Raw genomic sequence first — 25819 nt, forward strand, 5'->3', positions numbered from 1 at the left:
AGTATCTCCTCCGTCCCCATTACGCTTTAGTCCAGCTTGATATCGGCGAAGCTGCTGACGATGGGGTGTTTGGACTTTTTCGGCGCCACGGTACCTTCCTGCGGGCGCACCACCCAGGTGGTGTTGATGCCGGCCTCGGCAGCGGCGTCGAGTTCGGCCTCAATATCGGACAGGAACAGGATGTCCCTGGCTGGCAGTGCGATCTGCTCGGCCAGATTGACATAGGACTGCACGTCCTGTTTGGCGCCGATGCTGGTATCGAAATAACCGGCGAACATCAGGCGCAGGTCACCGCAGTTTGAGTAGCGAAAGAACAGGCGCTGGGCTTTTTCTGAACCGGAGGAATACACATAAAGGTTAATGCCTTCGTCCAGCCACTCCTGCAGTTTGGGCGGCACATCGGCGTAGACGTGGGCCTGATACTCCCCACGCTGGTAGCCGCGCTCCCACACCATGCCCTGCAGCGCTTTCAGCTCGGTCACTTTTTTGTCTTCATGCATCCACAGACGTAACTGATCGATCAGCGCTTCGGTGTTCTTTAGCGGAATTCCGGTGCTTTCGCTCATGCTTCGCAGCTGACGTGCCACATCGCGCTCTTCCTTGTGTTTGCGGACAAACTCCGGCAGAAACCGCTCGGCATACACAAACAGGACATCTTTAACGAAGCGGATGGAACTGGTCGTTCCCTCAATATCCGTAACAATAGCAATCGGCTTCATTATGACTCCAGACGGGAAAACGATTCCGCGATCGGACTGCCGGTATAATTGGCAACCCAGCCTTCGGTGTTGTTGAAAAATCGGATCGCCACGAAGGACGGCTTCGGGCCCATGTCGAACCAGTGCGGCGTATTGGCCGGCACGGAAATCAGATCGCCTTTCTGACACAACACTTCGTAGACCTTGTCCTGCAAATGCAGGCTGAACAGGCCGCGTCCATCGACAAAGAAGCGTACCTCGTCTTCGCTGTGTCTGTGCTCGCTTAGAAACTTCTGACGCAACTCCGGCACTTTGGCTTCAACCTCGGGATTGGACGCATCCAGACTGATCACGTCCACGGTCTGGTAGCCCTCTTCCGCCACCAGCTTGTCAATGTCGGACTTGTACGCCGCCATCACCTGATCGCTGCTGTCACCGGCAGACACCGTTGCTGCTGTCTGCCACTGTTCAAAACGAATACCGGCGGCAGCCAGCTGCTCGGCAATTTTCAGCGGGTCGGTTGCCTGCCATTCGATATTGGCCGGGTCCGATTCCGAAAAAATTTTTAACGCGCTCATTTGTTATCCTCGTTCACACTGCTACGACGGCCGTACCGCCAGTCGTGCGTGCCAATAATAATCAAGCAGAAACTCCAGTGCCTCAAGATGGCGCAAGGATTCCGGCAAATCGCGCCCCCAGGTATAAAGGCCATGCCCCCTGATCAGGTATGCATGTCCGGTGCCATGTTGCTGCATCCAGCTTTCCACCTCGGCTGCCAGCGCGGCGATGTCCTGGGTGTTGTCAAACACCGGAATTTGCATCGGCACCTGATGGCTGGTGTTACCGGCAAAGGCTTTGAGAAGCTCCAGGCCGCTGAGTTCCACGGTATCCGGGGCAACCATCGACACCAGCGTCGCTTTCACCGAATGTGTATGCAGGACCGCGCCTATTTCCGGATCACGCCGGTAAAGCTGGGTGTGCAACAGGGTTTCCGCAGAAGGTTTTTTGCCGTCCAGCGCCTGCCCTGACAGATCCACCTGCATGATGTCGTCAGGCTGCAGACTGCCTTTGTCCCGACCCGACACTGTGATGGCACACCTGTCAGCATCCAGCCGCCGGGAAAAATTGCTGCTGGTCGCCGGACACCAGCCCTGTTGCCAGATACGTTGCCCGGCGGCGATCAGACCTGAGACGGCTTGCTGGTAGGATTGTGCTGGATTCATGGTGCGCAATTATAGCCCGAATTGGTCAGTCAAGCACACACACCAGGCCTTTAAGATACAGCGCCTCCGGAAACGGCAACGCCACCGGATGATCTTCTGCCTGATGCAAATAATGCGTGATTCGCCCTTCACGTCCGGCATCAAGCAGGGCGTCGGCGGTGATTTTCTGAAACAGCGCGGGGTCAATGGCACCAGAACAGGAAAAACTGACCAGCGTGCCGCCGGGACTGAGCAATTGAGCCGCCTGCAATGCAATATCCTTGTACGCCCGTGCAGCCTTTTTAAACTGGTGTTTGGTCTCTGCGAATTTGGGCGGATCGAGTACGATCAGATCATATAACGTGTTCTTGCTCTTCAACTCCCGCAGGTATTCAAACACATTGGCCTGCACCAGCTCAGCCTGATCCGTGTCAAAGCCGTTCAGCGCCAGATTCTGCCCGGCCAACTCCAGCGCCGGCCCGGAAGAATCCACATTGGTAACATGGGTGGCGCCGCCATTGAGCGCGGCGATGCCAAAGCCACCGGTGTAGGAAAAACAGTTAAGCACAGTTTTATCCGCGCTCAGACACTGCACCAGACTGCGGTTGTCAAACTGATCGAGATAATAGCCGGTTTTGTGGCCCTGCTGAATGCTCACCATAAACAGGCGATCCTGCTCCTGAATCTGCACCAGCTCCGGCGGCTCCTGCCCGTGAATCAGGCCCTGACGCTGTTCCAGCCCCTCATGTTTACGCACGCTGACGTCAGAGCGCTCATAAATGCCCAAGCAGGGTGAGAATTCGGCCAGCGCGGCAATGATGGCGTCACGCCAGAACTCGGCACCGGCACTGAGAAACTGGCAACTCAGATAGTCGCCGTAGCGATCCACGATCAGGCCGGGAAAACCATCGGCTTCGGCATACACCAGACGACAGGCGGTGCGGGTATCCGACAGCAAACCGGCACGCCGGGCAATGGCACGGCGCAGGCGTTCGCGGATAAAGCCCGCGTCAATCACCGCCTCCGGATCAAAGGACCACATGCGGGCACGAATTTGTGACGCTGGCGACCAGGCAGCAAAACCCAGGGTTTTGCCACTGCTATCGGCGATGGCAACGGTGTCGCCAACTGCCGGTTCGCCTTCGACGGACGCCACAGCGCCGGAGAAAATCCACGGATGACGCCGCAACAGCGAACTGTCACGGCCTTTACTCAATTTAACAACAGTCATGGCAGGGGTATGTGTTCCTTGTCATCCCCCGGCACTCGAGGGAATTCGCCATTGTCCCAGCGTTTGCGCGCGGCATCCAGTGTGTTGCGCTCATAGGCGACAAAATTCCAGTGAATATGGGGCACGCGGGTGAATTTTTCACCGCCCAGCAACAGCAGGCGGCTGTGCTCAAGACTTTCGAATTCCAGATCATCCGCATCCAGCCACACAAAGTCACCGGCGCCAAACTCGTCATCGCCTATTTTAACGCGACCGGTTTCAACAAACAGCGCCGCTTCATGCTTGGGATTGGGATGTTCCAGTTTCGCGTCGGGCTGCGCCAGCACATCCAGAAAAAACATCGGTGAAAACGTACGCACCGGCGAGCTGCGATCGTAAGCCTCACCTACGATCAGCCGCATCATCAGTCCGGGCCGGTTAATGGTCGGCAGCAGCGCCTTGTTGACGTGCTCAAAGTCGGGTTCCACCGTTTCATGTTCCGGCGGCAATGCCACCCACAATTGCAAGCCGTGCAAGGGATGACGCTGGGCCCGCACTTCATGGGTTTCGCGCTCCGAGTGCACAATGCCTTTGCCGGCGATCATCCAGTTCACATCACCGGGAAAAATCTCCTGCACCGAGCCCAGGCTGTCCCGGTGCAGAATGCTGCCTTGAAACAGGTAAGTCACGGTGGCCAGGCCAATATGCGGGTGCGGGCGGACATTGATGCCCTCGCCGGCGGGAAAATCGGCCGGACCGATGTGATCAAAGAAAATAAAGGGGCCGATCATTTTTTTATCGTGATGGGGCAGCACACGACTGACGGTGAAACCGCCCAGGTCTTTGTCGTCTGCTTTTAATATCTTCGCCATTGTGGCACTCCGAATCGGTAATTTAGCTTCCAAAAGGCTGTTAAAAAACGTATTCGAGGCATTGGCAACGCACGACTGCATGGATACAGGAGGCAGAGCGATGCAGGAAGCCAAAGCCGAGATAGTTTTTAAATAGTCTTTTATCTACGCAACACATCGCTCAAGGGTTTACGTGGCGATGGCTTTTCCTTCTCCGCCAACTCATCCGGCAAAGTATCGGGCGCTGCCGCCACTCCAATGGCAAAACCGCACACAACGCGGTGATCGTCATCAAGATTCAGATAGGCAGCGACGTCTTCATGTTTGATGCCGCCCATACCGTGGGTATACAAACCCATCTGTCGTGCCTGCACAGTCATGGCCATCCACGCGGCACCGGCATCGTATTCGGCGTAAATATTGGTTTTACCATTGTGGGGAAAGGTTTTTTTCACCACCACAAAACCCAACACGGACGCTTCGCGGGCCCAAGTCTGATTGCCTTCCAGCAGCAGATCCAGGTAGTCGTCGAAGGATTTTTCGGTGGATACATGAAACACCCAGGGCTGGGCGTTAAAACAGGATGGCGCCCAGCGCGCCGCTTCAAAAAGCAACGCCAGGTCGCTATCGCTGATATCCGTTTTAACAAAAGCACGCGGTGACCAACGATTGACCAGCAAAGGATCAACACCGTCCAGCGCGTCGCGGGCGGAAAAATCGGGTGAAATGGTATCGGGGTACTTCATCTGCAACTCCCTTATACGACACATTTAAGTGACAACAAAAGGATTGAGTGTACCGTCGATACCCCTGAGGTACCAGTTGTAGCGGGCACTGAGGTGGTTGGACAAAATGCACGTCCGTGTGCTCCCTGTCCCAAACCTGGCCAGGCCTTCCTGTCAACCAAGGCCGTCAACAATGGCTGTTAACCTTACCTGCCGCGGGGATCATAATGTGAAATCAGTTTTCACCCCGTTAACTGATACTGAGTAGTCACCGGCCGCCAGTCCGTCGGTCGGCAACGTGGCAATGACATAAAACCGGATCGCCTGTGCGACACAAACGTCGGATGTCGGCTCTGACTCGGGAATGGCAACCACGAAATCACCATTCTTGTAAGACACGGCCTCCGGCTCAATGCTGACACAGGCAGAACGCCAGCCTTTAGCCAGCACATCAACACGATCGGCTTCACGCAGAATCTCGACGGATTCAACACCGGCCAGGCTGCCTGCCTGCGATGCGGTAATGGCAAAAGTGCCGTTGGCGTCCTGGGTTAACTCAACGTTGCGAAAATGGCTGATGTCATCCCCGTCCACCACAACTGCCTGCGGCAGTTTCAGTACGTTGTCGCGCAGCACCATCGGCGTCTGGTCGGCCCATGCCGCGTGTCCGAAACACAGCAGCAGGGCCATGCCCAAATACGTCTTCAAACTCATAGCATTGGTGAAATATTTCATCGTTTTCCTCCATAAAATTACGACTTCCACTCTAGGGTAACAAGCCAAAATGGCAGCTTTAACCCCCCTTCCCCAATACGAGACAAATAATAGTGTGGGATTTATTCCCACGTCAATTGACAAAAAACGCAATCTGCATCCCGTGTGACGGCAATCACAAGCACATGCCGCTGGTGTACCGGGAAGTACCGGAATAGCAAAACAGTCCCCACAGATAACAACACACACAGTACAATCATCGCTGACAACATCATTTTTTGGACGCAACAATCGGGACGCAACACCATGCAAGATCAACCGACACTGGCTACTGAACGCCTGTTATTACGACCATTTCAGGGCACAGACGCCGCGCGCGTGCAATCGCTGGCCGGCAACCCTGCGGTGGCGCGGATGACCAGCAACATTCCGCATCCCTATACCGATGGTGAAGCGGAGAACTGGATCGCGGCACACGCGGATGACTGGCAACGTCGCAGTGCGGCCATTTTTGCCGTGTGTTTACGCTGTGATGCTGAGCTGATCGGTGCCGTCGGCCTGATGAATATCCACCATGGCGACACCGAACTGGGGTACTGGATAGGTGAGCCGCACTGGGGTCAGGGCTATGCCAGCGAAGCAGTCGACGCCGTAATAGGTTTTGGAATGACATCACTTGAACTTGCCCGCGTGCATGCCCATCACTTGTCACGCAATCCGGCATCTGGCAAGGTATTGAGAAATGCAGGCCTGACTCGCACCGGCAAAGGCACAGTGAACGCCCGCGATGGTGTGTCGCAGGAAGACGCCGAATTTTATGAACTGATTTTGATCGAATAACAGGATATTTTATTCACTGTAAGGAGGATCAATCATGTTGCAGCAAAAGACTCTTCTCAATCGTTTCACCCTACTGGCCTCCATACCGTTGGCCTTAGCTGCGTGTGCCTCGTCTGGCTCAGGCACCAACACAGCGATCCTCAACGGCATGCAGGGCGAGGAGGAAAACTCCCTCTGTTTTAATCGCGACATTCGAAGCTGGCATCAGCTGGATGACTCTGCCATCGTGGTTGAGGCGCGCAACGACGAATACTACAAGCTGGAACTGGCCGGCGGCTGTAATACCCGCAACGCCTTCATGCAGATTGCAGTGGAGTCACGCGGCAGCTCGTGTCTGACGCCGGGTGACCGTGTCACCTTTGATCGCGACCTGGGTCTGAGCTGTTCGGTAACACAGATTAATCGCTGGCATCTGGCTGACATGGATGAACGCTGAAGGTTCGTATCGTCAGTCATGGCGTTCGGCGTGAGCGCCTGGCTTGCGGCATCACCCCATGGCGCTCAGTATCACCCAGACTGTGATTGCGGTAGCGCTATATCCGAACAAGGCCAGCAAGCCGTCACGTGACACCAGCGCCACGCCGAACAACATCAGCACGGCGCCGGCGACCGAGGATGAAAACAGAATGAGTTCCATCACCGGTAACAGGCAGGCAATGCTCAGGCAAATCACGGCAATAATATAAATACTGGGTCCACGCACCAATACCCTCAATCGCGGCCTGGTAATGCGGTCAACGAATCGTGCCGACGGCTGCAGCCATCGGAGCGCAGTATGGAGTTTATCGCGGGGCACCCTCACGTTAAGCAGGCGAGCGGGCAACCAGAAGTGCTCACGGCCCAATAACATCTGTGACGTTACCAGTAACACGATGCCAGCCACCATACTGGGAAAGGTCGGCACGCCGCTCAGGGGCGACACCAGCAACATGCCCACCAGCATCAACAGTGGCGCAAACGAGCGATCACCAACAACGTGGATAATGTCACCGACACTGACCTTGCTGACGTCATGAGCTGCGGTGTCCTGGTCTGGGGTGTCCTGGTCTGGAGTATCATGGGCTGTGGAATCGTGCCCTGCGCTGTTATCAGCAGCTGCGTCGTCGCCACGCAGCTCACCCAGATGCTCCAGCAATATCTCCAGCGATACAGCGTCGTGCTGACCCCCCCTTGAATCGGAATTATCTGTGCTCACAAACGTGCAACCAGCACAGTCATCTGTGCCACCCCGGGCGGTAGTTGTAGCCGACGGATGAACGGATCAGGGCCTGACCTGCCTTGCAACACGATCCTTTCAACATTAAGGTAGTTACTATGAATATTAAACCTCTGGTCCTGATTACCGGTTCCAATGGCAATATTGGAACAGCTCTGCGGCGAAAACTCAAATCCGACTATGACGTTGTTGGTATCGACGTCGACGACGGCAAACATACGGATATCGTCGCTGACCTGACCTCGACAGACTCGATGACGCTTGCGTTTCGGGATCTGGCGGACAGGCACGGCAAAAAAATTGCGGCTGTCATTCACCTGGCCGCCTATTTCGATTTCACCGGTGTCAAATCTCCCTTGTACGACAAGGTGAATGTTGAAGGCACGCGAAACCTGCTGTCAGCGCTTACGGATTTTAACGTCGAGCGCTTTATCTATTCCGGCACCATGCTGGTCCACCAGGCAGGTTCACCTGGCGAACGCGTCAACGAAAGCACACCGATAGCGCCAAAATGGGCCTACCCCGAATCGAAGGCAGAAACCGAAGCGGTGATTCGTGAAAACAGCGGTGACATGCCCTTCACTCTGCTGCATCTGGCAGGTTTGTACGATGACAATACCGCTGTGCCCACGCTGGCGCACCAGATCGCACGCATTTACGAACGCGACATGAAAGCGCATCTGCATTCCGGTGACCAGGACGCCGGCCAGTCGTTTATTCATCTCGATGACATGCTTGACCTGTTCAAGCGCTGCATAGACCGCCGCAATGATTTGCCGGCCGACGCCACAGTGCTGGCTGGCGAGCCCGACGTCATGAGTTACCGGCAGTTGCAGGATGAACTGGGCCGGCTTATTCACGGCGCGGAAGTCTGGCGCACACTTTCCCTGCCCGAGCCGATTGCCAAGGCCGGTGCCTGGATGGAAGAAAAATCCGAACCGGTCGTACCCGACGCCATCGACCACGGCGAAAAACCCTTTATCCGCCCTTTCCTCATTGACCTGGCGTCCGATCACTATGCACTGGATATCACCCAGGCCAAACATCTGCTGGGCTGGGAGCCCAGCCATAGCATCGGCAAAAAACTGGAAATAATGGTCAAGAACCTGAAGAAAGATCCGGTGGCCTGGTACAGGAACAATGGCATTCGCCCGCCTGACTGGCTGGTAAATGCGGAAGAGAAAACCGATAAACCTGAAGTCATGCGCCAGCGGCACGAGACCTGGTACCGCGACGAACATGCCCGCAACATCTGGGGCGCGCTGTTCAATATCGCACTGGGTTTCTGGCTGATCGCATCCATACCTCGCCTGGGTTATGAATCCCAGGCGATGGCGGTCAGCGACATTGTGTCAGGCATCGCCATTGTCATCCTGGCTTCATTGTCTTTGTCATGGCGCCTGCCGTTGGCGCGTTGGGCGACGGCCGCCGTCGGTTTATGGGTGATGACAGCGCCGTTGGTGTTCTGGTCGCCGAGCGCAGCGGTTTATCTTAACGGCTCGGTGGTGGGTTTCCTGGTAGTCGCCCTGTCGGTTGCGCTGCGGCCGGCGCCGGGACTGTCACCGCTGGCAGTGATGACCGGCCCCACCGTCCCCCCCGGCTGGAAGTACTCGCCCTCCTCCTGGCTGCAGCGACTGCCGATTATTATTCTGGCGTTTATCGGTTTTTTTATCTCCGCCTACATGGCCGCATACCAGTTGGGTCACGTTGACACCATCTGGGAGCCGTTTTTTGCCGGGGCACTGCCTGGTGATGGTAAAAATGGCACCGGCGAAATCATCACCTCCTCGATCTCCGAAGCCTGGCCGGTGCCCGATGCCGGCGCCGGGGCGATGGTCTATCTGCTGGAGATACTGGTCGGTGTGATCGGCTCATCACAGCGCTGGCGCACCATGCCCTGGCTCACCATCCTGTTTGGCATTCTGATCGTGCCGTTGGGTGCTGTCTCCATTACTTTCATTATCATCCAGCCTATTCTGCTGGATACCTGGTGCACACTGTGTCTGATGGCGGCTGCGGCCATGTTGCTGCAGATTCCGTTTTCGGTTGATGAGCTGGTGGCGACCGGACAGTTTCTGCTGCGCCGCAAACGCGAGGGACACTCGGTGCTGCGCGCGTTCATTTTCGGTGATACGGACGAGGGCAAAAAGGGCCGGCAGGACGACGCGGTGGATGATTTCCAGCGCTCGCCCATCGCCATCATCAAGGACATGTTCACCGGCGGTGTGCGGCTGTGTTATGGCCTGATAGCCTGTATCGCGGTCGGCGCTCTGCTGATGCTCACGCGTTTATTGCTGGGGGCACAAGGGGGCATGGCCGACGCACATCACCTGATCGGTGCATTGATAATGACCGTATCGGTGACCGCTTTGGCCGAGGTGGCCCGTCCACTGCGTTTCCTGAACCTGTTCCTGGCACTGGGCCTGATGATTTGTGCGCTGGTGCTGGAAGGCAGCCTGCTGGTCACTATTGCGACCCTGGTGGCAGGCGTTATCGTCATGGCCGCCAGTATTCCCCGCGGACCGGTTAACGGGGTTTATGGCAGCTGGTCGCGGTTGATTGTCTGACTCTCACCATTACCCTCACCCTGACTCTGCGTTGGCTTTGGCGTTGGCGTTAACAGCCCCAGGCGCTTAAACCAGATCTCCAGGGGTAGCGTGACTAACGGCGGAATGGCGGCAAGAACGGCCAGCGCGGTCGCCCACAGCGGCCAGCGCAGGCGCCAGGCGGCAATAACAGTGACGACCACATAAAACATGAAGGCGGCGCCATGCAGGCGACCGAACAGCCAGACCCCCAACTCAGTGGTTTCGGTGACGTATTTAAGGAACATGCCGATAAGCAATCCGGCCCAGGTAAGCGCCTCAATCAATGCGGCCATGGCGAAGATACGGCCAATCATTTGACGTTCTTGTCCTTCATGCCTTGCCGGCGCAGTTTGATCCTGCTTTTCAGATCCGCCAGGCCGTGCAGGCTATCGCCCTCGCGTGCCAGATGGATGCCAGACAGGTAGCCGGCATAGGCAATACCCACCCAGATAACCACCGACGAACCACCAGCATCAGGCCAGTAGCCAAACCACAGCAATGCGGTGACAATATTGCCCAGTTGCGACACCACCAGATTAACGAACAGAGCAACAATGCCATTGGCCAGCAGTGCCGCCAGATCGAAATTGAGGATGAAACTGAACATCTCACCCACCTCGATCACCAGCAGGGTCCACAGCACCGTCAGACCATAAAAGCCGCCACCAAAAAACAGCCATTGTTTGTACAGGTAGTTGCCGTGTTTGCTTTTGTTGGTTTTGTGCTGCTTTCTGAGTTCGGCAAGACGTTGGCGAATGGCCTGGTGTCCGTCGTCACGCGACAGCTGCCCTGCCCCGTAGAGCCAGTTGAACATGAGCCCGCCCAATACCGCCATGGGTAAACCGAGTTTGATGATGGCCTCTAGCCAGTCAAGAATGGACACGCCTGACGATTCCTTAATTGTGTATTAACCAGTTTGGATGAATCACGGTAATCACATGATAATCCAGAAGGATAACGCTATAACACTGTATTTATGCACAGAATATATTTTTCCTTCAGTGCCTGGAAATGTACGCGAATATTCCCTTTCCGGCTACTGCGCCGACAACTTTTTCGGGCACTGATTTATACCGTGACCCTTATCGTAGCCCGGACTCAACTCCAGACACTGACAATTGAACGCCAAAATCAACGCATGAGCACGTCTATCGATGAATTCACGGCCGTCACCCGGTGGCAGCATGAGCGGATGGACTATTCAATGGCGGCGGCTGGGTTGCAGGACGCAGATTGACAGTGGGATCGGGGCGGGGTTTAACCCAAGGACTACTGGCATTTTTTTCTATTCGATATCATCATGGCAATTGTTCTGCCAATTATCGGCGGTGTAACCGGTAGTTACAGCCCTGAGTCGGGGCACGCTTACAAAAACCCTCTCTACACTGATGCGAAGTCGCTAAAGGAAAATAACATGACCAAGATATCAATCCTGCTGACAAGCCTGACCTCTGTAACGTTGCTAGTAGCCAGCCTGCATGCAACTGCACAGGAAACTCAGCCCGTTTTTATCAATAATGATGGCATAGGCTTCTCCCGCAAGAACGGTGATCTGACGGTGCCCTACGATCCGGTAGCGGCATATGATCAGCACACCATCGCTGTGGCCGACTGTTCCCAGTTCAGGATCGAACTGAATGGGCTAAGCTGGTGCTTTTCATCGGCAGAAAATGCCCAGGCTTTCAGCTCCGCGACAACGTCTGCGGGAGACAACCACTACCTGCCTTTTGGCGGTGGTCATTGCGCGCTGGGTCTGGTGTTTAATAATCTGACAGCACGCGGAGACCCCCGAACTGCCGTTCGCATCGGTGACCATTTGGTACTGAATGGAAACTTTGATGTGCGGGCCCGTTTTCTGACTGACACAGACACAAACATGACGCAGGCAGCCACGAACTTTCGGACTGCAATCAATGAGGGCAAACTGGTCGATTGATCGATGCCGGAAAAGCGGTTTTCGCACTGCCCGGAACTCTATTATCACGCGCCCAACAGAAGCGGTCCAACGGCTGTCAACGAACCGTAATTTGACATGAAGGCCCGAGGACCGATCGAATGTGAAAACCTGCATCGCCGCGCTGAACACTTTTTGAGCGCCGTGAATTGATGCACTATGATAAGCGACTATTCCTGAGCTTCCGGCGTGTCTAAGATGCCGGTATCGATAATCTCGTTGAAAAATCCAGTGAGTTGCAAACTGATAACCACTGGCGTGTCATTGTCATTGCGATAATACCAGCCATGCTGGCCCGACATCGGAGCGACCAGACTCCCCGATGAACTGATTGCAGCCTCGTCTTCGCGATAGCGCAGCCAGTAAGAATCATCGTCCGGCTCGTGCCCATGGAAATCCGCGTACACTGGACTTCCATCCGTAACCCAGTGATAGAGAATTACCTTGTCTTTATCCAGCGCCGCCGTTATCTCCGTTCTTTCCTGCGCCTGAAGAGTAATCTCAACTGAGTGTGTTTTAAAAACCGACTCACCGTGCTGATAGACTGCCGGATTATCCAGCGGACGAGGATCATCTGAACCACCCCCGCTGCACGCAGACAGCGCCAGCACGCAGATCACAACAACAATGGGTTGCGACTCAAATATTTTTCCAGGCATGTTGTTCTCCATTTAATTTTCTGACAACGATAACTTTGCATTTCCACGTACTGTTTTACGCTTTCTTAAACGACGTATGCCTAGCCAGGCGCCGGTGATGCAGACAATGCTGACTCCTAACAGCAGGGGCCAAAGCACCAAATCCCACACCGGACGTACCCGCAACCAATGAAACAGATCACCCCGATGCAAACCATAATGAAGCCATCGATACCACCGGGCATTTCTGTCTACTTTGCTGCGTATCACTCCAGTGAGCGGGTCCAGATAAAAACGCGTGGCCTGCTCGTCCGCTGCGATAACGCGGACGACTGGGAATTCACGGGCAACATGATGGCTGTAGTAATAAGCGTCATCGCTATTCAGCACGGTCACACTGGCGGGCGGACGACCTCTCTGCAGTCGACGAGCAGCCAGCTCCAGGTCCTGCCGACTGAGCGTCGCAGGTATAAAGTTCTGGTCATATCGTTGCCGCACAAACCTGATTTCTGTTTCTGATCGTGCGCCATCTACATTAGTTGGTTCCAGTGCTGTGGTAACGAGATAGGGAGTGCCATTAAACATCCCGCCTTCAATTTGTACGACCCCTTCGGGCAAGGATTGTTGCGGGATGATTGAAACGATTTCCGAGATATCATCCCAGGTAAAATCCCCTCTTCTGATCAGCTGCGATTCCGCCTGCGCACCGGTGCTGCGCAGCATTCCCCAAGGGTTCATGGAAAACAACCCGCTGACTACCCAGCTCAGAACCAACACGCCGAAAATCAAACCCGTGTAGTGGTGCCATAATGCCCAGCCACGATAGGGTGAGCGCCGCCCATTGCGTCGGCGACGAAACTGACGAATTCCTATTACCAGACCCGTCACGGTAAGAAAACAGCCGATTACTGAAAGCCAAATTACGGTCTGCGCCCAAGCGACGGTGTTTTTACGGACAAAAGTAGGATAGAGCCAATGCGTAATAGAACCGGGATAATTCCAGAAACGCTGCCGGGCGCTGGTTGCCTGCACCACCTCTCCGGTGAGACTTGATACGTACCACTGCGTGGCCTGCTCATCATTGGCACCATATTGATATAGAGGTCTATGCGAATTAAAGGATCCGTATACCGTCCACTGATCGACGTCTACCAGTCCCAGAAAGCGGACTTGACCCTTGATTTCTCTACGCTCGGCATAACGACGGGAGACCTGATCGGCAACATCCTGCGATACGCGCGAGAAGGTTCTGCCGTCAGCAAGATTGACAATATGACTGCCGTCTTCACCAGACAGTCGCAGAACCGGCGTATCTGCCATCATCTCAAGCCGAAAGCCGTCAAACTGATACGCCTGCAAGGCACTGCGTTCAGATAATGTGCAACACGATTCGGTTTGCAACTCCGACAGATTGGCAATTCTCTGCTGAGCGGTGATGTCCGGGAATTGCACATACATCATGACAAATCCCGACAAACACCAGAGTGCCATCACTACCCCGATAGCAATGCCCATATACCGGTGTAAAAGAAACAGATAGCGCATCAATTGCAACCAGTAAAACTAGAATTGATAGGTGTATCCCACATGCGCGGTTCTATGCATGCCAAGATTTCCGTACAGGTAAGTGCCACCGGTGTCCCGAGTCGCCCGATCTACCCGGGTGACATATTGCTCATCGGTGATATTTTCCAGTTTCAGCGTCAATCGGTGCTTGTCTCCGGCGCCAAAGTGGTAAAAACCGGAAATGTCCATTGCAGTGTAGTTGCCAGCCGTCGAAGCCTGCCGCTCGTTAATATCGCCTACATAGTTGGCAGCAAGCGTCATCCCCCATGCAGCACCCGACGGCTCGTAGTTCAGGCTCAATTTAGCCTCCCTATCGGGAATACTGGTGAGCTGCCCGCCAGCATTATTCAAACGCGCACGCGTATGGGTGAAACTGACGTTGCCGTGCCAGTCTTCACTGAGCAACATTGCGGCAATCAGCTCAGCGCCACGCACCCGTACCGTATCATCGGAATTTACGAAACTCTCTCCCGTGACACCACTGATAACAATTGGCACATACGAATCAATATAGTCAGTGATTTTTCTGTTGAAGCTTATCAACTCGTATTGCAAGTCGCCAAAAACGCCACCAATACCCACATTGATATTTCTGCTTTTCTCTGGCTTCAGATCGGGATTACCTACGGCGAACCAGCCATCATCAGGTATGCCGTTATTGTCTGCGTCATAGAGCTCATTGAGAAACAACTGCTCAGCATCGGGCAGGCGAAACGAGGTACCCAGATTGGTCGTCAGATACAGCGCATCGCTCAGCTGGTGGCGCGCGCTCAGATTCCAGACCGTAGAATTTTGCACATTGGATGGCCGGTTGCTGCGCACACCCACTGCGATGGAAGTGTTCTCAAGCAGTTGTTCCGTGGTTCGCAACTGCAGGAATGCAGCGTTTACTTTTTCGCGTTGATCGGCGATGCGCCATACGTCATCCTCGCCGGAAAAGCTTTGATGATCCAGACCAGCAATGTATTCCAGACCATTGCCATCGTTGAATTTCGCCACCGCCGTTAGACCGTAGTCATCATATCCCCAATAGGAGCCATCATTGAGCACCTGCAAACCACCGGTCATCTGCCCGCTGTCATCAAGCTCATTGTGTACGCGCGTGTAGCGCGTGTCCCAGGAATGGAAATAGCCTTTAACGTACAGGGAGACATTATCGCCGACATTCAAATCCACTTTTGCCGTTACGATATCCTCAATACGATCATTCACCGTCTCCGCATTTCGGAAAGGTCTTGAGAAATCCAGCTCACTTTCGCCATGCTGATACTGCAGCGACAAACGCGTATCCTGATTGATGGCCCAGCCGTATTTCAGACCCAGCACATTGACTTCGTAGCCACGGCGACGCTGGGTGGCGCTGGGTTGAGCGTCCGCGTCGCTGAAAGGTTGATAGCCTCGCGCCTGGTCGCGGGACGCATAGGCAACAAACTGATGATCACCGACACTGCTTCGGTGATACCCGTTGATATTGCCGCCCCCATTGGAATGGGCACCCACACCCACCGCACTGTCGCTGGAGCGGGTGAAACTTTTGGTGACAATATTGATGACACCACTGACGGCCTGAGTACCATAGAATATTCCCTGGCCGCCTTTGAGAACCTCTATACGCTCAATCATATGAGAGGGGATGGTATCCAGTGGACTGGTTCCATTGTAGAGTCGATTGGTGATCCGCACGCCATCAATCAACCAGAGAATTTCCTGCGCTCTGGACCCCTGCAGAGACGCATCGAAGTAGTCAAAAGGCCCATTTTTCGGCGCAATGTGCAGGCCAGGCACCAGCATCTGCAGGGCCTGGCTGACGTCAGTGAAGCTTTGGCGCTCCAGTTGCTCGGCGGTTATGATTTCAAGGCGACTGCCGTAGTTGCGCAAGTCCTGAGGAACGGTGTCCTCAATACTGTGACCGCGGACCGTAATTTCCTCAACAGACTGAGCCGCGGCCAATGGCGTTTGCAGTGCCAATCCCGGTGCCAATCCCAGTGCCATCGCCAATACCGTGCGCCGAGCTGTAATTCCGTTTTCCACCCTGACTCCCTTCTCTGCTCAGTTGCCAAATAACAATTTAGCGTAGACAATGTGCTGCGAATGCGGCCTGTACACTATGCATGCACAGTGGGCGCAAACACCTTAAGGCGCAAGCAAGCGGCTGTTATATAACTGTTTGTATAACGTTAACGCTAATGTTAACGGCAGCCAGCCCCATTTCCCCGGGCCCGTTAAGCACTGAGTCATCATGAACCGCGACAAGGACACACATATTCTGCCCAGCGACGTGTTTTCGCCTGAGCAACTACAGGATCTCTATCAACGCATCGTTGATAGCGGCGCTCTGGGACGGTCCAGAATTTATGCTGCGCTACTGGAGTACCTGCTGAAAAGTGCGGGAAACGGGCGCTCCCCTAAAGAGATTGAAATTGCTATCGATGTGCTGGGGCGCGGCAGTGATTTCGATGTCAGCAAGGATTCGGTGGTGAGGGTCTACATCCACCAACTACGCAAACGTCTGGACACTTACTATCGCAAACATGAGCGGGAAGCCTCGCATCACATCATCATTCCCAAAGGCGAGTACACGATAGCAGCCGTTCCTACGCAGGCAGCCGCGTCATCAGGGTCGCACTATGTGACTGATGACCACGGCTACTCCGGTCAGACTTCAGAAAACCGACCGCCACGTAGCCGCCTTGCTATAACACTGATGAGCGTGCTGATCGTCTTACTGGCACTCAACGTGATCATCATGAGTTGGCCACAGCCCGATTCAGACGCATCGCTGAGTACTGCAACCAGAATCGATCCGCAAGTTGCCGAACACCCTGTTTGGTCTACCATTCTCAATGATGAGCTACCGATACTGGTGGTCATGGGTGACTATTACATCTTTGGCGAACTGGATGAGTATGGGCGCATTGGCCGCATGGTGCGTGATTTCAATATCAATTCCAGGCGAGACCTGAACACTCTGTTTTTAAATGACAGTACGATGATTGATCAATACATTGATCTGGACATGACATATATGCCTGAAGGCAGTGCCTACGCGCTGGCTCAGATCACACCCATACTCCACAGCTCGGGCAAGCCGGTGGAAGTGACCATGATGTCTCGCTTGAGCACCCACGATCTGCGTAAAAATCACGTCATCTATATTGGCTACGTCAGTGCCATGGATAAGCTGCACAACCTTTACTTTGCAGCCTCGGGTCTGCAAGTTGGCAGAACATATGACGAATTGTACAACAAGGACTCTCAGGCGTTTTACACCAGCGATGCGGGGCTTCCCGAGCAAGGCCAGGCATTTCGTGACATGGGGCTTTTGGCGACTTTCCCGGCCGCCCAAGGGAATCAGTTCCTGATTGTCGCCGGCACGCGTGATGCGGGACTGATGCATGCCGCGCAGGCCGTTGCCAGCACCGAATCTTTGCAGCAGGTTGATAATGCGTTGTCGCTGTCGTCTGAACGCGGACAGGCCAGTCATGAAGCCTTATTCGAAGTGTTCGGAATGGATCGCATGAATTTCGATGCCAATTTGCTCTACACCCGTGAGATCGATCCACGCCAGGTCTGGGGTAACGCCCCCACTTCCACCCGTTAAGTTGGCCGGGGTTCTACATTTGGGAGAAAGTTCTTCGTCCCGTCCGCCAGAGCGAAGGTGCCGTTGCATTGGATCAGCAATGGCACCGCGCAATGGCGACAATAAGCAGCGACGTCAGAAGCTGTAGGCGGCGCGCATCAGGAAGATATTAACGTTCTCGTCGCCGAACCGGCCATCTGTTACATCGGAGAAGATCAGATTGGCCATGAAGCGCAGGTTGGACGAAACATAATAGTTCACACCCAAAGTGACGTTGTCCATCTCCCCGCCGACGATGCCGCTGTCATCCAGGTCCGCGCTGCTGTAACGGGCAGCCACTTCCCACGCGCCACTACTGCCCGACGGACTTATGCCGCCGAAAACACCGCCGCGGTAGCTGCGGGATTCACCGGTCAATACATAGCTGGCCTGCACGTGGTAACCACCGAAGCTTGGGCTGCTGGCACCGTCGCGATCCAGATTCACACTGAGGTACTCCGCCTCGGCTGAAAAAGGACCAGCCTGATAGGCCAGTTCCAGCCCCAACTTGGCCGTGGAACTGACATTGCTGATGGAGCCCGTGTCGATGACTCGGACGCCATTGGCAGGGCGAGACTCGGGACGTTCGCGCAAGCGAATACTGTTCTTCGTGCCCAGGTCCTCAACCGCACCCGACACACCCAAGTGGATCACGCTGCTACCATCATTGACCGGATTGAAGACCACGCGCCCGGCCACGCCTATCGGGTCGTTGCCAGTACTGGACTGGTTAATGGCATTGGTATAGACCATGCTCTGGAAGATGATCGGCCCCTGCGACATGTGATAACTGAGCCCCAGACGGCGTGAATCCACCACCAGATTGCTGGGGGCCGATCGCTCGATGAAGGTGATATTGTTGGAACTGGCAATTTCGCTCAGTCCCATCGGAACCTTCACCTGCCCGATAATCACACGGCCTGGCCCCAGCGATCGGCGCAAGCGCACGTCATTGGCCGAGGCGCTGCCGCCGGCAAAATCGTATTCGATCTGGAAATCCCAGTCATCAGTCAAGGTGCCATCGACGCCAAGACGGCCGCGACGGAGCAAAGTGCCGCTACCCAGTTCCGGGTTATTGTCGGCATCAACGAAGGCGGCATCGAAATGAGCCCGACCGCGGACATCGAACTCAGGCTGGGCCCAAGCAGTTCCGGTTGCCGCGACGCTAATTGCAGTCATAAGGGAAAGCTTTATCCAAGTAGGTTTCGTAGTCACATTAGTCTCCAGATCGCCGGTATCGCCCCGCGCATAGATTTCAGATTTCCGTCCTTTTTGTTAAGGACGGGCGCAGAATATTACCAAAACATGACGGTTTCGTGACAATAAGACATATTAGTGACAAAAAAAAGACTGTTTCGTGACAATGGGCCGTTTAGCGAGCCTGGAATCTAGCCAACCAGGAATTGGCATGCCTGACGGTTCTTTTTTATTTTTGACCCCTTTAACCAAATCACGATCAACACGTGATAATCCAAAGGGACAAGACTATAATACTGTATATATGTACAGTTATCATAATTCCTTCAGGAGGACCGACATGTACGTTGATACGACCATTGAGGCTACTGAACAGGCGAGTTATTCAGGCACTGATTCGGATACGGAAACATGCCCCGATTCATACAACTGTAGCGCGGATCCGACCCCTGTTGTGGCTGGCATAGACATTCCCGCTGACAATGATGCCCTGGTGGCAGCCATCACCACCCTCGCCGGCCACATCAACGCTGCCCAACATCGCTTCCTGAAACTGCTGGCCGCCCTGATCGAACGCAATGCCTGGGGTGCTGGCGGTGGCATCAAATCGCCGGCGCACTGGCTCAATTATTACTGCGGCATTGATCTCGGCGCCGCCCGGGAAAAAGTGCGGGTGGCAAAGTCCCTGGCAGACCTGCCACAGATAGACAGGGCCTTCGCCAGCGGCGCCATCAGCTATTCCAAGGTACGTGCCATGACCCGCAGCGCCACGCCGCAGAACGAGACCCAACTGCTGAATATTGCCCGCCATGGCACCGCCCAGCACATGGAGAATCTGGTACGCAAATATCAGCGCGCAGAACGTCTGGTGCAAGGCCAGAGCCATGCCGGAAGCAACAAGTCGGACGCCGCAGCCGCCCAGTTTGCCGGCCGGGAGCTGCGCTGGTATTTCGATGAAGATGGCATGCTGGTAGTCCGCGGGCGGCTGACACCGGAAGATGGCGCGATGTTCATCAAGGCCATCGACGCGGCATTTGCACAGCTGCAGCTGCCCGACGAGGACAGTGCCTCGCAGGTTGATGTTGATGCAGATGCTTGTGCAGACGCAGACAACGATCCGGCAGACGCGTGCAAAAACGTTTCCGCGGAAACGTTTTCCGACAGCCAGGCACCGGTACACCAGCAAGACGTTTCCGCAGAAACGCTTGATGATTCACAGCACACGGACACCTTCGCGCAGAAACGCGCCGACGCCCTGATGCTGTTAGCTGAGCAGAGCGTTGTATACAGCAAACAGGGACTGTCGCCACTGACCCCGCCACAACGCCATCAACTGATCATCCACATCGAAAAGGACACGCTCAACCAGAGCGCAGGGCATCACTGCAGTATCGAGCAGGGCCCCTTCCTGTCACCCGCCACCGCCCGACGTCTTGCCTGTGACACCGCGCTGACCACGGTGATGGAAGACAGCGACGGCAATGTGCTCAATGTCGGACGCAAGACCCGCAGCATCTCGCCGGCCATGCGCCGCGCTCTCACCCGCCGTGATTGTGGCTGTCGTTTCCCCGGCTGTACCGAAACTCGGTTTGTTGACGCGCACCACATTCACCACTGGTGCGATGGCGGCGAAACCCGGCTGGATAATCTGGTGCTGTTGTGCCGGCGTCACCACCGGCTGGTACACGAACAGAATTTTGCACTGATCAATCACGGTGCGGGCAACATCGAGTTGCGCCGCCCCGACCAGCAGATCCTGCCCAGGGCGCTGTTTCCCCAGTTCAACGAGCAGGCCTGCCAGCTCGAACGACTGGCAATCGAACGCCAGCATCAACACATGGGCATGGATATCGATGAACGCACTGCCGTGACCCGATGGCAAGGGGAGCGGATGGATTATTCCCGGGCGGTGGCGGCGTTGCAACGTGTGGCGGCAGATTGGGCATAGACCGAGCTCTGAAACGCCTGGCCGTAACGGTTAACTATTCAGAATCTTTGACACTTCGCCAAAGGGGCCTGAGAACAAGACGCGCAAACATAAACCCGGCGATTATGAGTGGAAGTATCAAGGACACAAAATAGGGTCCGCTGACCCCTTGATAACCAATGCCAAAGGTATTAGCCAGATTAAGACAAAAGAACAGGAGGCCACTCAGATAAAGCGCAGCGTAAGCTAACTTCGATGACAATTTCTTAACCTTGATTCGACGCATATTTCTAAAAATATAAGCGAAGAACACCACATAGTTCGCAGCCATGAGCGCACTGCTCATTTTCCAGGTCAAGACTTCGCTGAATCCCAAACCAAATAGCATGACTGGCAAAACGGAAAAAAATGCGTCAACCAGGCCAATATTGACCATCATTGCGATGCCCAGTGCATCACCACGCCTGACATGAGCTTCCTGTTTGTGTTGATATGCCGACACAACACCCGCAAACCCAGCCAATGCTACCGAAACCTGGGTAATTGTTAGCAGTTGATCTGTTCCATCCAAAACCTTAGCTCCTGAGACCGCCGAACTTCTGCTTCGCGTGGCCAACAGTTATTGGACAAGAAGTCATTTTTTTCGGATTTTTAATTTTGCCACGAGCGAGTATACCGTTTTCTCGCCAAATGTTTGCTTTTGCGCCAACCGCAGGCTGGGCATAGCTCGAGCGCCAGGATAGCCGCGCCTATCGAACCGGCACGGAGTTCACCTTGCCAGGTATGAGTATGAATCGGATTGTAAGTGGTGCCCGGGACCGGAATCGAACCGGTACGGAGTTTTCCCCGAGGGATTTTAAGTTATTTGCGTCATTTTTTGCTGTTTTTTTATATTGCTTTAAATACAGCAACTTAAGCTACTTTTAGACCTTCCCCTGTTTTAACAAATTTGCCAAAATACCCCGTTTTTTGAAATAATGCGCCTACACTGTGCCTACACGGCGCACACAAGGGACGGAGTCTAAGCGAAATGCCGCAGATAAAAATATCGAATTCCCGTGTAGGCAAGATAGTCCCGCCCACACCAAAACCGGACGGCAAACCCCAACATGTGTTCTATCGGGATGACCAGCTCCAGGGGTTCGGAATCAGGGTCACCAGCAATGGCACCATGTCCTATTTCGTGGAAAAACGGGTCAATGGCAAAAACAAACGCGTGACCATTGGTAAGCATGGCCCGATTACTCCCGAGCAAGCCCGAAAAGAGGCTCAGAAACTACTCGGCCAGATGAGCACCGGCACTGATCCGGTCGTCGAAAAACGGGAACGCAAAATCCAGGCTGTCACTCTTCGCGAAAGCTACAACGCCTACCTGCTCGCCCGCAAAGGACTGAAACCCAACACCCTGCATGACTATAAGCGCTGCATTGAAGGAGCACTTGGCGACTGGCTGGACAAACCCCTGACCAGTATCACCAAAGACATGGTGGAAAAGCGGCACAGTAAACTTGGGGCCAAAAGCCATGCCCGAGCCAACAACACAATGCGGGTGCTGCGAGCCCTGTTCAACTTTGCCAGCGAGAAGTACGAAAGCCAGGACGGAAAGCCAATACTGACCAGCAACCCTGTAGATCGACTCAGCAAAAGCCGCGCCTGGTATGAAGTCAGACGACGCCAGACCCTATTGACGCCTACCCAGCTAAAACCCTGGTACGAAGCCACCATGCTGCTCAACCAGGAGACTACACGCGATTTCCTGCACTTCATCCTGTTTACCGGTCTTAGACGCTCGGAGGCAACGCATCTAACCTGGGAGTATGTTGATTTTAAGGAGCGCACCTTCCTGATACCCGACACCAAAAACAAAGAGCCGCACCGCCTGCCCATGTCCGACTTCCTGGAAGATCTGTTAAAACGCAGATTTCTGATGGCAGAAAAGGTCTGGGTATTCCCCTCCCCTGTGACCAATGGGCCACTAAAGGAACCCCGTACCGCGTTAACCAGGGTAGCCGAGCTTTCCGGCGTCGAATTTCAGCTTCACGACCTGCGGCGAACCTTTATCACCATTGCTGAGAGTCTGGATATACCCGCCTTTGCCCTGAAGCGTCTACTCAATCATAAGTTTTCCAATGATGTGACGGCAGGGTATATAGTGCCGAATACCGAAAGGCTGCGCGAACCTATGCAAAGAATCACGGACTACATAAGGGAAAAGGTGGAAGCAGAAAATGATGATCTGGGATAAATCATACTTTGACAGCTTCGGCGTGACTGACGGTCAGACAGACACCCAGTTTCCGCATTTTGATCAGGCCGACCGGATCATAATCAGGTCTCGCGAAAACCTGGCCTCGCTCACGACCGACACCATACAGTCAGCCATTGAGAAGTTTGATGCCCTTTATACCGACTTTTATGGCGAAAGTTTTCACGAGCATATGGGCACTAGACTCCTTCGTGACGAAACCAGCGAGGACTATCAACGTTACCATCCTGAAGTGTTGGACCTATTATTGATTCAAGACGCCTACCCTATCAAAAACAAACCATTCAACTGGGGCCATTTAGACGCCATTATTGCCTTGAACGTCATTGCCAGGGCTGTCACGGAAGACCTCTCGGCGAGGGACGATCAATCCTCAACTATCCAGATTCGCAACCATGAGGCCAGCGAATACCTTTTGTTGGCAAATGAAGTCCTATCGCTTGCCGAACCAGCGGCCAGGCCAGTTACCGACAACACCCAAACCTTGAACGCCAGAAAGGCTGCTCGCGCCAAACATGCCCCGCGAGACGAATTAAAGCAGGAATTCTTCGATTGGTACGCGCGCCATGATGATAAACGCACCTTTACCAGCAAGAACCAGGCGGCTGAAAAGTTCTACAGAAGCCTACCTGAACACAAAAGAAACCTGATCGCCGAAAGCAATGCAAAGCGCTTCTTCACTGACGCACTTAGAGCATATCTGAAGTAGTTTTGCCCATAATTCGCTACGTCTGCACGCATAAGTAGTACTTCTGCGCGCAGCCGTAATTCCCAAACATAGCAGTTTCGCTCAATTTACGGCCAAGTCCCTCAACCGTAATCGGAGCTGTTATGACCAAACTACTCAATACCAAGCAGGCTGCCGCGTACCTCAATATAAGCGCTGCATTCCTGGAGCGAGACCGCTGGGCTGGCGCAAAAATACCGTTTATCCGGATTGGCACTCGCTCGATACGTTACCGCATCACTGACCTGGACGACTTCATTGAAAATCGGCTGCGACTAAGCACCTGTGACGAAGGCACTTCACATGCCTGATTACAAGCTTTCCGCTACCCTTGGCGAACAACTGACCTGGGATAATAGCGATCCGTCCGGGGATGACAGACGGTGGCGAGCCACTCAGTTCAGCAATTTACCCAGCCTGTTTCATTTCGCTGTCGCCAAACAGTACAACCATCTGTTTGCCACGAAAGGACGATATGAGGCGAACACATTCCTTCGCACGCTGGTAAAGCAGTTTTCCCAGATCAATTTCAAGCTCGCCACTGACAATGACTTTTTACGAAAATTTGCCGCAAATCGGGCAAAGGAGTTCACTCGGGCAATTCGATCAACTCCAGACTCTAAAGACCAATACGACACATTATCCAGGATGCTGATTAATTTCGGCGTCACAGCTCCGGAGGTTAAGCCTCCTGTTACCGTCAGTGGCGCGGCCAAACGAATGCTTGATGAAAGCTGGCTGGCAAGGCGACTCAGACAAGCCAACTTACCCCAGTTTGAAGCCGTAGCCATCAAAGCTGGCTTAGTTCACAAATTCGCCAGCCTCTATATCAGTGAAGAATCCCTGAAAGCATTCAAACAGCGGCAGTCTAACAATCGTCAAGTCATGGAAAGGATGCAACTGGAAAACGAAATCGGGCAAGTCTACGAACTGGCCGACCTGGTAGCTCTGTCAGTGGCAAACCCGAAGAATCGCCGCAATGAACTCATGGCCAGGCTATATGGATTTGATCAAATTGCTCAAAGTATGGGCCATGTCGGGCTTTTTATAACCCTTACCTGCCCTTCTCGCATGCACGCAAGATACGCAAAATCCGGTGACCCTGTCCCCAGCTACGATGGCACGACACCCAGACAGGCTCAGCATTACCTATGTAACGTCTGGGCAAGAGCACGGGCACTGTTTAAACATGCCTCAATCCACGTTTACGGTTTCCGCATGGCAGAGCCACAACATGACGGAACCCCTCACTGGCATATCCTGCTCTACACAGCGCCGCATAATGAATATGAAGTCGGTGACATTCTGACTCGGATGGCACTTGAAGACTCGCCTGATGAAAAAGGTGCGCGCAAACGACGTTGCGATATAAAAAGAATAGATTGGAGCAAGGGAAGCGGAGTTGCCTACGCAGCTAAGTACATCGCCAAAAATATTGACGGTGAACACATTGAGCAAGACTTGCATGGCAACCAGGCCAAAGACGCTGCTTCGCGAGTGGTTGCATGGGCATCAACACACCGAATACGACAGTTTCAACAATTTGGTGGTCCACCTGTTACCTGTTGGCGAGAGCTACGGCGAATCGGTTCGGCACCTGAAGGGATACTTAACAGTGCTCGAACTGCTGCCGACCAGGGGGATTGGAGTACATTTACAAATGTTCTGGGTGGTACAGACATTTGTCGCAAGGATCAGCCCGTCAAATTAGTTCGAGAGCACAAATCTGATCTGGGCCGTTATGGTGAGCCTAAAGGGAATCAGATTGCGGGGGTCAGTGACGGGTATACATGTATACAAACACGCATGCACACATGGACAGCTAAGCTAAAGAGCAAAAGCTTGCGGGTGCTTGACGAAGTCAGGCACCCGTAGGATTTT

At 54.1% G+C, this 25819-nt stretch carries 25 protein-coding genes; 10 read left to right on the forward strand and 15 right to left on the reverse strand.

Going from position 1 to position 25819, the window contains the following annotated elements; genetic code table 11:
• Positions 1–26: 26 nt before the first annotated feature.
• The 7 genes from mtnC to ENH71_RS07910 all read right to left on the reverse strand — a co-directional run bounded on the left by mtnC (position 27) and on the right by ENH71_RS07910 (position 5421).
• Positions 27–719, reverse strand: a complete 693-nt coding sequence (gene mtnC, locus ENH71_RS07880) for an acireductone synthase (RefSeq protein ID WP_294132200.1) — start codon at positions 717–719, stop codon at positions 27–29.
• Positions 719–1276 (reverse strand): 1,2-dihydroxy-3-keto-5-methylthiopentene dioxygenase, encoded by a 558-nt coding sequence (locus tag ENH71_RS07885; protein WP_294132202.1) that lies wholly within the window; start codon positions 1274–1276, stop codon positions 719–721. The genes mtnC and ENH71_RS07885 overlap by 1 nt, the downstream gene beginning before the upstream one ends.
• 21 nt (positions 1277–1297) lie before the next feature.
• Positions 1298–1921: a methylthioribulose 1-phosphate dehydratase gene (locus ENH71_RS07890; protein WP_294132204.1), complete on the reverse strand. Its 624-nt coding sequence runs from the start codon at positions 1919–1921 to the stop codon at positions 1298–1300.
• A 25-nt stretch (positions 1922–1946) separates the two neighbouring features.
• A complete protein-coding gene (locus tag ENH71_RS07895; RefSeq protein WP_294132207.1) occupies positions 1947–3131 on the reverse strand; it encodes a class I SAM-dependent rRNA methyltransferase in 1185 nt (394 codons plus the stop codon).
• Positions 3128–3982, reverse strand: a complete 855-nt coding sequence (locus ENH71_RS07900; protein WP_294132209.1) for a pirin family protein — start codon at positions 3980–3982, stop codon at positions 3128–3130. Before ENH71_RS07900 ends, ENH71_RS07895 begins: the two co-directional genes overlap by 4 nt.
• A 140-nt stretch (positions 3983–4122) precedes the next feature.
• Positions 4123–4707 carry a nitroreductase family protein gene (locus ENH71_RS07905; protein ID WP_294132211.1) on the reverse strand — a complete coding sequence of 195 codons (585 nt, stop codon included), beginning with the start codon at positions 4705–4707 and terminating at the stop codon, positions 4123–4125.
• 201 nt (positions 4708–4908) lie between these two features.
• A complete protein-coding gene (locus ENH71_RS07910; RefSeq protein WP_294132212.1) occupies positions 4909–5421 on the reverse strand; it encodes a hypothetical protein in 513 nt (170 codons plus the stop codon).
• Between the two features lie 285 nt (positions 5422–5706).
• On the opposite strand from ENH71_RS07910, the gene ENH71_RS07915 reads away from it, so the two are divergent.
• Both ENH71_RS07915 and ENH71_RS07920 read left to right on the forward strand, forming a co-directional pair.
• Entirely contained in the window at positions 5707–6240 is a 534-nt protein-coding gene (locus tag ENH71_RS07915) for a GNAT family N-acetyltransferase (protein WP_294132215.1), read from the forward strand.
• A gap of 34 nt (positions 6241–6274) precedes the next feature.
• On the forward strand, positions 6275–6676 hold the full coding sequence (locus ENH71_RS07920; protein WP_294132218.1) for a DUF6491 family protein: 402 nt from the start codon (positions 6275–6277) through the stop codon (positions 6674–6676).
• A 51-nt stretch (positions 6677–6727) separates the two neighbouring features.
• On the opposite strand, the gene ENH71_RS07925 is transcribed toward ENH71_RS07920, so the two are convergent.
• Complete coding sequence (locus tag ENH71_RS07925) at positions 6728–7435, reverse strand: exopolysaccharide biosynthesis protein (RefSeq protein ID WP_294132220.1); 708 nt, start codon at positions 7433–7435, stop codon at positions 6728–6730.
• 119 nt (positions 7436–7554) lie between these two features.
• Between ENH71_RS07925 and ENH71_RS07930 the strand changes: the two genes are divergently transcribed.
• Positions 7555–10023 (forward strand): vitamin K epoxide reductase family protein, encoded by a 2469-nt coding sequence (locus ENH71_RS07930; RefSeq protein WP_294132222.1) that lies wholly within the window; start codon positions 7555–7557, stop codon positions 10021–10023.
• On the opposite strand, the gene ENH71_RS07935 is transcribed toward ENH71_RS07930, so the two are convergent.
• The gene (locus ENH71_RS07935) at positions 9993–10358 is read right to left on the reverse strand and encodes a DUF3817 domain-containing protein (protein WP_294132225.1); all 366 of its coding nucleotides are present in this window, start codon (positions 10356–10358) and stop codon (positions 9993–9995) included. The two genes, ENH71_RS07930 and ENH71_RS07935, sit on opposite strands and share 31 nt — an antisense overlap.
• On the reverse strand, positions 10355–10927 hold the full coding sequence (locus ENH71_RS07940) for a hypothetical protein (protein ID WP_294132227.1): 573 nt from the start codon (positions 10925–10927) through the stop codon (positions 10355–10357). The genes ENH71_RS07935 and ENH71_RS07940 overlap by 4 nt, the downstream gene beginning before the upstream one ends.
• Positions 10928–11458: 531 nt before the next feature.
• Here ENH71_RS07940 and ENH71_RS07945 point away from each other — a divergent pair.
• Entirely contained in the window at positions 11459–11980 is a 522-nt protein-coding gene (locus tag ENH71_RS07945) for a YHS domain-containing (seleno)protein (RefSeq protein WP_294132229.1), read from the forward strand.
• Between the two features lie 188 nt (positions 11981–12168).
• Here ENH71_RS07945 and ENH71_RS07950 read toward each other — a convergent pair whose 3' ends face one another.
• From ENH71_RS07950 to ENH71_RS07960, 3 genes are read right to left on the reverse strand one after another with little or no spacing between them, the layout of a single operon-like run.
• Positions 12169–12669 carry a hypothetical protein gene (locus ENH71_RS07950; RefSeq protein ID WP_294132231.1) on the reverse strand — a complete coding sequence of 167 codons (501 nt, stop codon included), beginning with the start codon at positions 12667–12669 and terminating at the stop codon, positions 12169–12171.
• Entirely contained in the window at positions 12670–14181 is a 1512-nt protein-coding gene (locus ENH71_RS07955) for a PepSY domain-containing protein (RefSeq protein ID WP_294132234.1), read from the reverse strand.
• Between the two features lie 18 nt (positions 14182–14199).
• Positions 14200–16233 (reverse strand): TonB-dependent receptor plug domain-containing protein, encoded by a 2034-nt coding sequence (locus ENH71_RS07960; RefSeq protein WP_294132237.1) that lies wholly within the window; start codon positions 16231–16233, stop codon positions 14200–14202.
• Positions 16234–16441: 208 nt separating this feature from the next.
• On the opposite strand from ENH71_RS07960, the gene ENH71_RS07965 reads away from it, so the two are divergent.
• Entirely contained in the window at positions 16442–17803 is a 1362-nt protein-coding gene (locus tag ENH71_RS07965; RefSeq protein ID WP_294132239.1) for a helix-turn-helix domain-containing protein, read from the forward strand.
• Positions 17804–17917: 114 nt separating this feature from the next.
• Here ENH71_RS07965 and ENH71_RS07970 read toward each other — a convergent pair whose 3' ends face one another.
• On the reverse strand, positions 17918–19000 hold the full coding sequence (locus ENH71_RS07970; protein ID WP_294132241.1) for an OprO/OprP family phosphate-selective porin: 1083 nt from the start codon (positions 18998–19000) through the stop codon (positions 17918–17920).
• Positions 19001–19358: 358 nt separating this feature from the next.
• On the opposite strand from ENH71_RS07970, the gene ENH71_RS07975 reads away from it, so the two are divergent.
• On the forward strand, positions 19359–20966 hold the full coding sequence (locus ENH71_RS07975) for an HNH endonuclease signature motif containing protein (protein WP_294132244.1): 1608 nt from the start codon (positions 19359–19361) through the stop codon (positions 20964–20966).
• Between the two features lie 34 nt (positions 20967–21000).
• Here ENH71_RS07975 and ENH71_RS07980 read toward each other — a convergent pair whose 3' ends face one another.
• Entirely contained in the window at positions 21001–21516 is a 516-nt protein-coding gene (locus ENH71_RS07980; RefSeq protein ID WP_294132245.1) for a hypothetical protein, read from the reverse strand.
• Between the two features lie 459 nt (positions 21517–21975).
• Here ENH71_RS07980 and ENH71_RS07985 point away from each other — a divergent pair, with 459 nt between their 5' ends.
• The 4 genes from ENH71_RS07985 to ENH71_RS08000 all read left to right on the forward strand — a co-directional run bounded on the left by ENH71_RS07985 (position 21976) and on the right by ENH71_RS08000 (position 25813).
• Positions 21976–23190, forward strand: a complete 1215-nt coding sequence (locus ENH71_RS07985; RefSeq protein WP_294132247.1) for a tyrosine-type recombinase/integrase — start codon at positions 21976–21978, stop codon at positions 23188–23190.
• Positions 23174–23920 (forward strand): hypothetical protein, encoded by a 747-nt coding sequence (locus ENH71_RS07990; protein ID WP_294132251.1) that lies wholly within the window; start codon positions 23174–23176, stop codon positions 23918–23920. The genes ENH71_RS07985 and ENH71_RS07990 overlap by 17 nt, the downstream gene beginning before the upstream one ends.
• Before the next feature lie 122 nt (positions 23921–24042).
• A complete protein-coding gene (locus ENH71_RS07995; RefSeq protein ID WP_294132254.1) occupies positions 24043–24249 on the forward strand; it encodes a helix-turn-helix transcriptional regulator in 207 nt (68 codons plus the stop codon).
• Positions 24242–25813 carry a replication endonuclease gene (locus ENH71_RS08000; RefSeq protein ID WP_294132256.1) on the forward strand — a complete coding sequence of 524 codons (1572 nt, stop codon included), beginning with the start codon at positions 24242–24244 and terminating at the stop codon, positions 25811–25813. The genes ENH71_RS07995 and ENH71_RS08000 overlap by 8 nt, the downstream gene beginning before the upstream one ends.
• Positions 25814–25819: the final 6 nt, after the last annotated feature.

Source organism: Pseudohongiella sp., from assembly GCF_011050365.1.
Classification (GTDB): Bacteria; Pseudomonadota; Gammaproteobacteria; order Pseudomonadales; family Pseudohongiellaceae; genus Pseudohongiella.

Excerpts from the sequence above, each read along its gene's own strand:
- mtnC (WP_294132200.1), bottom strand. The coding sequence starts at position 719 with ATGAAGCCGATTGCTATTGTTACGGATATTGAGGGAACGACCAGTTCC.
- ENH71_RS07885 (WP_294132202.1), bottom strand. The coding sequence starts at position 1,276 with ATGAGCGCGTTAAAAATTTTTTCGGAATCGGACCCGGCCAATATCGAA.
- ENH71_RS07890 (WP_294132204.1), bottom strand. The coding sequence starts at position 1,921 with ATGAATCCAGCACAATCCTACCAGCAAGCCGTCTCAGGTCTGATCGCC.
- ENH71_RS07895 (WP_294132207.1), bottom strand. The coding sequence starts at position 3,131 with ATGACTGTTGTTAAATTGAGTAAAGGCCGTGACAGTTCGCTGTTGCGG.
- ENH71_RS07900 (WP_294132209.1), bottom strand. The coding sequence starts at position 3,982 with ATGGCGAAGATATTAAAAGCAGACGACAAAGACCTGGGCGGTTTCACC.
- ENH71_RS07905 (WP_294132211.1), bottom strand. The coding sequence starts at position 4,707 with ATGAAGTACCCCGATACCATTTCACCCGATTTTTCCGCCCGCGACGCG.
- ENH71_RS07910 (WP_294132212.1), bottom strand. The coding sequence starts at position 5,421 with ATGAAATATTTCACCAATGCTATGAGTTTGAAGACGTATTTGGGCATG.
- ENH71_RS07915 (WP_294132215.1), top strand. The coding sequence starts at position 5,707 with ATGCAAGATCAACCGACACTGGCTACTGAACGCCTGTTATTACGACCA.
- ENH71_RS07920 (WP_294132218.1), top strand. The coding sequence starts at position 6,275 with ATGTTGCAGCAAAAGACTCTTCTCAATCGTTTCACCCTACTGGCCTCC.
- ENH71_RS07930 (WP_294132222.1), top strand. The coding sequence starts at position 7,555 with ATGAATATTAAACCTCTGGTCCTGATTACCGGTTCCAATGGCAATATT.
- ENH71_RS07935 (WP_294132225.1), bottom strand. The coding sequence starts at position 10,358 with ATGATTGGCCGTATCTTCGCCATGGCCGCATTGATTGAGGCGCTTACC.
- ENH71_RS07945 (WP_294132229.1), top strand. The coding sequence starts at position 11,459 with ATGACCAAGATATCAATCCTGCTGACAAGCCTGACCTCTGTAACGTTG.
- ENH71_RS07950 (WP_294132231.1), bottom strand. The coding sequence starts at position 12,669 with ATGGAGAACAACATGCCTGGAAAAATATTTGAGTCGCAACCCATTGTT.
- ENH71_RS07955 (WP_294132234.1), bottom strand. The coding sequence starts at position 14,181 with ATGCGCTATCTGTTTCTTTTACACCGGTATATGGGCATTGCTATCGGG.
- ENH71_RS07965 (WP_294132239.1), top strand. The coding sequence starts at position 16,442 with ATGAACCGCGACAAGGACACACATATTCTGCCCAGCGACGTGTTTTCG.
- ENH71_RS07970 (WP_294132241.1), bottom strand. The coding sequence starts at position 19,000 with ATGACTGCAATTAGCGTCGCGGCAACCGGAACTGCTTGGGCCCAGCCT.
- ENH71_RS07975 (WP_294132244.1), top strand. The coding sequence starts at position 19,359 with ATGTACGTTGATACGACCATTGAGGCTACTGAACAGGCGAGTTATTCA.
- ENH71_RS07985 (WP_294132247.1), top strand. The coding sequence starts at position 21,976 with ATGCCGCAGATAAAAATATCGAATTCCCGTGTAGGCAAGATAGTCCCG.
- ENH71_RS07990 (WP_294132251.1), top strand. The coding sequence starts at position 23,174 with ATGATGATCTGGGATAAATCATACTTTGACAGCTTCGGCGTGACTGAC.
- ENH71_RS07995 (WP_294132254.1), top strand. The coding sequence starts at position 24,043 with ATGACCAAACTACTCAATACCAAGCAGGCTGCCGCGTACCTCAATATA.
- ENH71_RS08000 (WP_294132256.1), top strand. The coding sequence starts at position 24,242 with ATGCCTGATTACAAGCTTTCCGCTACCCTTGGCGAACAACTGACCTGG.